Consider the following 3,908-nt stretch of genomic DNA (forward strand, 5'->3'; position numbering starts at 1 on the left):
GATCATCCTGAGTTTTAATCTGACTGGCTATTTGATCTACCAGTTTTTCGTTGATTTCAACGCTCATTGTTATTCTCCATTTTGGAGTATTAACGACAAGCGTTTACACAATTTAAATTACATTCCCTAAATGACAGTTGATTCAAGGTGTTATTGAAAAAATATCGAAGATGCCTTCTCAAATAATCAGCATGAATTTATGCCAGCCAAGTAGCTATGGCCTTTGTTATAATTTTTCCCGCCTTTCAAACAGTTTCTCCACTCGTTGAAAGTTATTGATCCTTTGAAACAAACGTGCTGTCAGACTTACTCCTTAATTTTCTATCTATTGCGCTGAGTTTGTGTTGATCCCTAATACATCTGAATTGGAGCTGAGAGTATGCTTTTGAACTCTCTGGTTGCAGCCTCTCTTTTACTAATACACTATCCCGGATATCGTTAGCGTGTTTTACAGGCAACACTGATATTTGTTGGAGGGTTTTGTGTCACCAGTTGTGATCAGAGAAGCTGTTATAGATGATGCTGCATTGATCTTGGGGTTTGTCCAGGATCTTGCCCGGTTTGAAAAAGCAGAAGATGAGGTTATTGCCACGGTTTCTGATATTCAGGCATCGATTTTTGGTGGTAATGCCACTGCAAAAGCCATTATCGGTGAGCTGGATGGAAAGCCTGTCGGTTTTGCGGTCTATTTCTATAACTATTCAACCTGGTTGGGTAAAAAAGGTCTTTATCTGGAAGACTTGTATATTGCTCCGGAGTATCGCGGTTTTGGTGCAGGCAAAGCGATGTTGCAATATCTGGCAAAACAAGCAGTTTCTGAAAACTGTGGGCGTTTTGAATGGAGCGTGCTGGACTGGAATGAGCCCGCCATCCAGTTTTATGAGTCCATTGGTGCCAGACCTAAAAGCGAATGGCTGGGCTATCAGCTGGTAGGGTCAGCATTGACAGCGTTCGCTGACGCTCCGTAGTTAAGTGATAATTCCGGGAACTCCGTGTAAGAGTTCCCGGGATATCTTGTTTAAGGCTGTCTCGACCAGACGCGGATCTTATCTATTTCCTCTTTATCAATACTAAGTGACTCCAGGAATTCCTGGTGTGCCTCTGGCTCCATTTTTTCAAAATGCTGATGCCAGCTTTTCATATCATCTTCGCTGAATCCAGCCGCTTTCATAATCTCTACCCAACGATCTTTATTGACCATGTTTTGCTCCAGTAATGAAGGTTGTTTGAGAAGCAGTACGATCGCCTTTTGCTGGTGACGCAATTTCTGGATCTCATGCTCAAGAGCCATCAGTTGATCTCGCAGAATGCGTTCCTGCTCCCTATCGTCTTCACGGTTGAGGAGAGGCGCAATATTGCTGACTGGAATCCCGAAAGCACGGTAAGCCATGATGGCTTCAAGGCGTTTGATTTCAGTCTGCCCATACCATCGGTAGCCATTCTCTGATCGAATGTGAGGCATTAACAGGCCTTCACGCTCATAGTAAAGAATCGTAGTGCGCGATATATCGTACTTTCTGGCCAATTGAGTAACCGTAAGCATATGGCCCCCCTGGTGAATACGAGGTCAATTCTCAGCCCTACACTAATAGACGGGTCAACAGAAAATCAAAACAAAATCACCTGACTCATCTAAGGTTGTTTTTTTAAAATTAACAGGATGGTTTGGAAATGATACAGCGTCTATTTGTTTATGGGACTCTGGCTCCTGGACGGGAAAATCACCATGTGCTCGAGAAGGTCTCAGGAACGTGGGAACCCGCAACCTTAAAGGGCTTTTTGCTGGATAGGGGGTGGGAGGCTGTAATGGGGTATCCGGGCATTATGCCCTCAGATGAGGGTGACGAGGTTAAAGGATGGGTTTTATCATCTGGAGTATTGGCTCAGTACTGGACACACATAGACGATTTTGAAGGGCGGGAATATAGGCGAGTTCCTGCCATGGTTAAGCTGAAAGGGCAGTCTGTTGAGGCCTTTGTGTATGCCATTCGAAGATAGCGTTGGGTTTGGTTACTTTTGTAACTGATTGATTGTATGGTGGTTGTTTTTATCTATTCGAATATATGTAATAACATATGGTGACAGTCAGGTATTTTCTTTAAAATGTCCTGCTGTATGATTCCAATGAAGAAGAGGTCGTCTCATGGACGTAATGGAGCAAATAAAAGAACAGGTTGAATCCCATGCTATCCTGCTGTACATGAAGGGCTCTCCGAAGTTACCGCAGTGTGGCTTTTCCTCCAAGGCTGTTCAGGCGTTGATGGCCTGTGGCGAACAGTTCGCTTTTGTTGATGTTCTGGCGAACCCGGAGATTCGTGCCAATCTGCCCAAGTATGCTAACTGGCCGACATTCCCTCAGCTGTGGATTAAGGGTGAGCTGATTGGCGGCAGTGACATCATTATTGATATGTTTAACAGCGGTGAGCTGCAGCAATTGATTGCTGAGGCTGCTGGCTCTGCCGAAAAGGCAGATGGCTAAGGATCAGGGTTTATCCTGACATATTTTTCCTTTGCCAAGGCTGGGTTATTTAAAGGCTCCTCAATTGCAAAATTGAAGAGCCTTTTTTTATGGATATGGCCTGAGGCCAAGCTAATGTTTGTTTTATAGGCCAGTCACATTGGCTCTTTACTGTTTTGATATCTACCCGTTTCCAAAAGAAAAGTCTTCACAGCAGGGCGCCCTTCTGGAGCATTAGTTGAGTGCTTTTTCAGAAACTGAATCTTTGTGTTCATTACTCTTGAGTAATCCATGGATGAGTTAGTCTCATCTCATGTTTCCTTCAGTCTCACAGCTGTAAATTGTTGATACCTGACTCCAGTGCATCTTCTGATATTGCTGGGCTGGATTCGTCACTGGAGCTTGTGGAGTCAATCTGAAGAAGTCTGGGGTGTGGGGTGGGGTGTCTGGTGGTAGGCATAGTTTGCCTCTGGGGCTCTATCCATGATTGTTTGGTCTTAGCTATTTCCTCACCAATAGAGCCAAGTGAGTCCATCTGAGCATCTTCAGGATAGGGTGAATTTATGGTGATTGTCGTAGTTTGCTGTTGTATCTCAGCGGCTTCTTCATCAGAGGAAAGTGAGCTTGAAAAAGAGTGAAGCAGTGAAGGTGAAATAGAGAAAGCATTATAGCTAGTAGTGTCGTTAGGGAGGAAGTTTGGCTTACATATTACTCTTGGACTTTCTCTGGGTGTTGTTACTTCCCTTTCTGTTATTGGTGTAAAGCCAATCTTGATAACTCTTTGCATGATGGTTTCTTCTTGAGAAGACTCCATGCCATCAGGAGGTGTTCTGAGCTTATAGAATGAAGCATCGTGCGGTGTAGCCGTAGCCTTTTTATTGGTGAAGCTACCCTGTGGGTTTGAGTGTATGCCCTCTGGAGGTAGATATTGAGGGAGAATATAGTCTGGATTAACAGGTGGCGTACTCATACTATTTTTCAGTCCGTAGCAAGCGTTTCTGAACCGCTTTGATCTTATTACTTTTGAAAAGTTCAAATTGTTGTCAGAGAGCTGAACAATTAGACAGTAGTGTTATCATGGCTAATAACTTATACAAATCAGCTCAAGTTACGTTAGCTGATTGTCATTTCCTCAATTGTGGATTAAAGGTGAGGGAATTGGTGGTAGTTGCGTCATTTTAGATGAATTTAACCGCGGTTAGCTGAGTCAATTGATTGCTTGGGCTGGTTATTCTGTGAAGGCTGATGGCTGCTCGTCAGTGTTGGTTTTAAAATGCTTGCCCGGTTTGATCAAACCGGGACTCTATATTTTTTCATAGTAGAACGCCATGTGCGACTTTTAGGTTTGCATAAGGAGACATGACTGAACCTGCTTTCTGCTATTAAAAGCAGTAAAAAGCAAAAAAGAAGGTTTCAGTCATGCCCGTTGAAGAGTTTATCACTACAGTCT

5 protein-coding genes are annotated in these 3,908 nt (G+C 43.6%); 3 read left to right on the plus strand and 2 right to left on the minus strand.

All coding sequences use genetic code 11. The annotated features are described in order from the left end of the window. Window positions 1–482: 482 nt before the first annotated feature. Window positions 483–968 carry a GNAT family N-acetyltransferase gene (locus tag AK963_RS26495; protein ID WP_066018355.1) on the plus strand — a complete coding sequence of 162 codons (486 nt, stop codon included), beginning with the start codon at window positions 483–485 and terminating at the stop codon, window positions 966–968. A gap of 50 nt (window positions 969–1,018) precedes the next feature. Here the strand turns inward: AK963_RS26495 and AK963_RS26500 are convergent, their stop codons facing one another. Beyond that, window positions 1,019–1,543 carry a MerR family transcriptional regulator gene (locus AK963_RS26500; RefSeq protein ID WP_066018352.1) on the minus strand — a complete coding sequence of 175 codons (525 nt, stop codon included), beginning with the start codon at window positions 1,541–1,543 and terminating at the stop codon, window positions 1,019–1,021. Window positions 1,544–1,671: 128 nt separating this feature from the next. Between AK963_RS26500 and AK963_RS26505 the strand changes: the two genes are divergently transcribed. Continuing rightward, window positions 1,672–1,998: a gamma-glutamylcyclotransferase family protein gene (locus AK963_RS26505; protein ID WP_083232910.1), complete on the plus strand. Its 327-nt coding sequence runs from the start codon at window positions 1,672–1,674 to the stop codon at window positions 1,996–1,998. A 145-nt stretch (window positions 1,999–2,143) separates the two neighbouring features. After that, window positions 2,144–2,479 (plus strand): Grx4 family monothiol glutaredoxin, encoded by a 336-nt coding sequence (gene grxD, locus AK963_RS26510; RefSeq protein ID WP_066018353.1) that lies wholly within the window; start codon window positions 2,144–2,146, stop codon window positions 2,477–2,479. Between the two features lie 307 nt (window positions 2,480–2,786). Here the strand turns inward: grxD and AK963_RS26515 are convergent, their stop codons facing one another. Next, window positions 2,787–3,428 carry a hypothetical protein gene (locus tag AK963_RS26515; protein WP_066018354.1) on the minus strand — a complete coding sequence of 214 codons (642 nt, stop codon included), beginning with the start codon at window positions 3,426–3,428 and terminating at the stop codon, window positions 2,787–2,789. Window positions 3,429–3,908 lie beyond the last annotated feature (480 nt).

The sequence above is a fragment of the Endozoicomonas atrinae genome, from assembly GCF_001647025.1.
Classification (GTDB): domain Bacteria; phylum Pseudomonadota; class Gammaproteobacteria; order Pseudomonadales; family Endozoicomonadaceae; genus Endozoicomonas; species Endozoicomonas atrinae.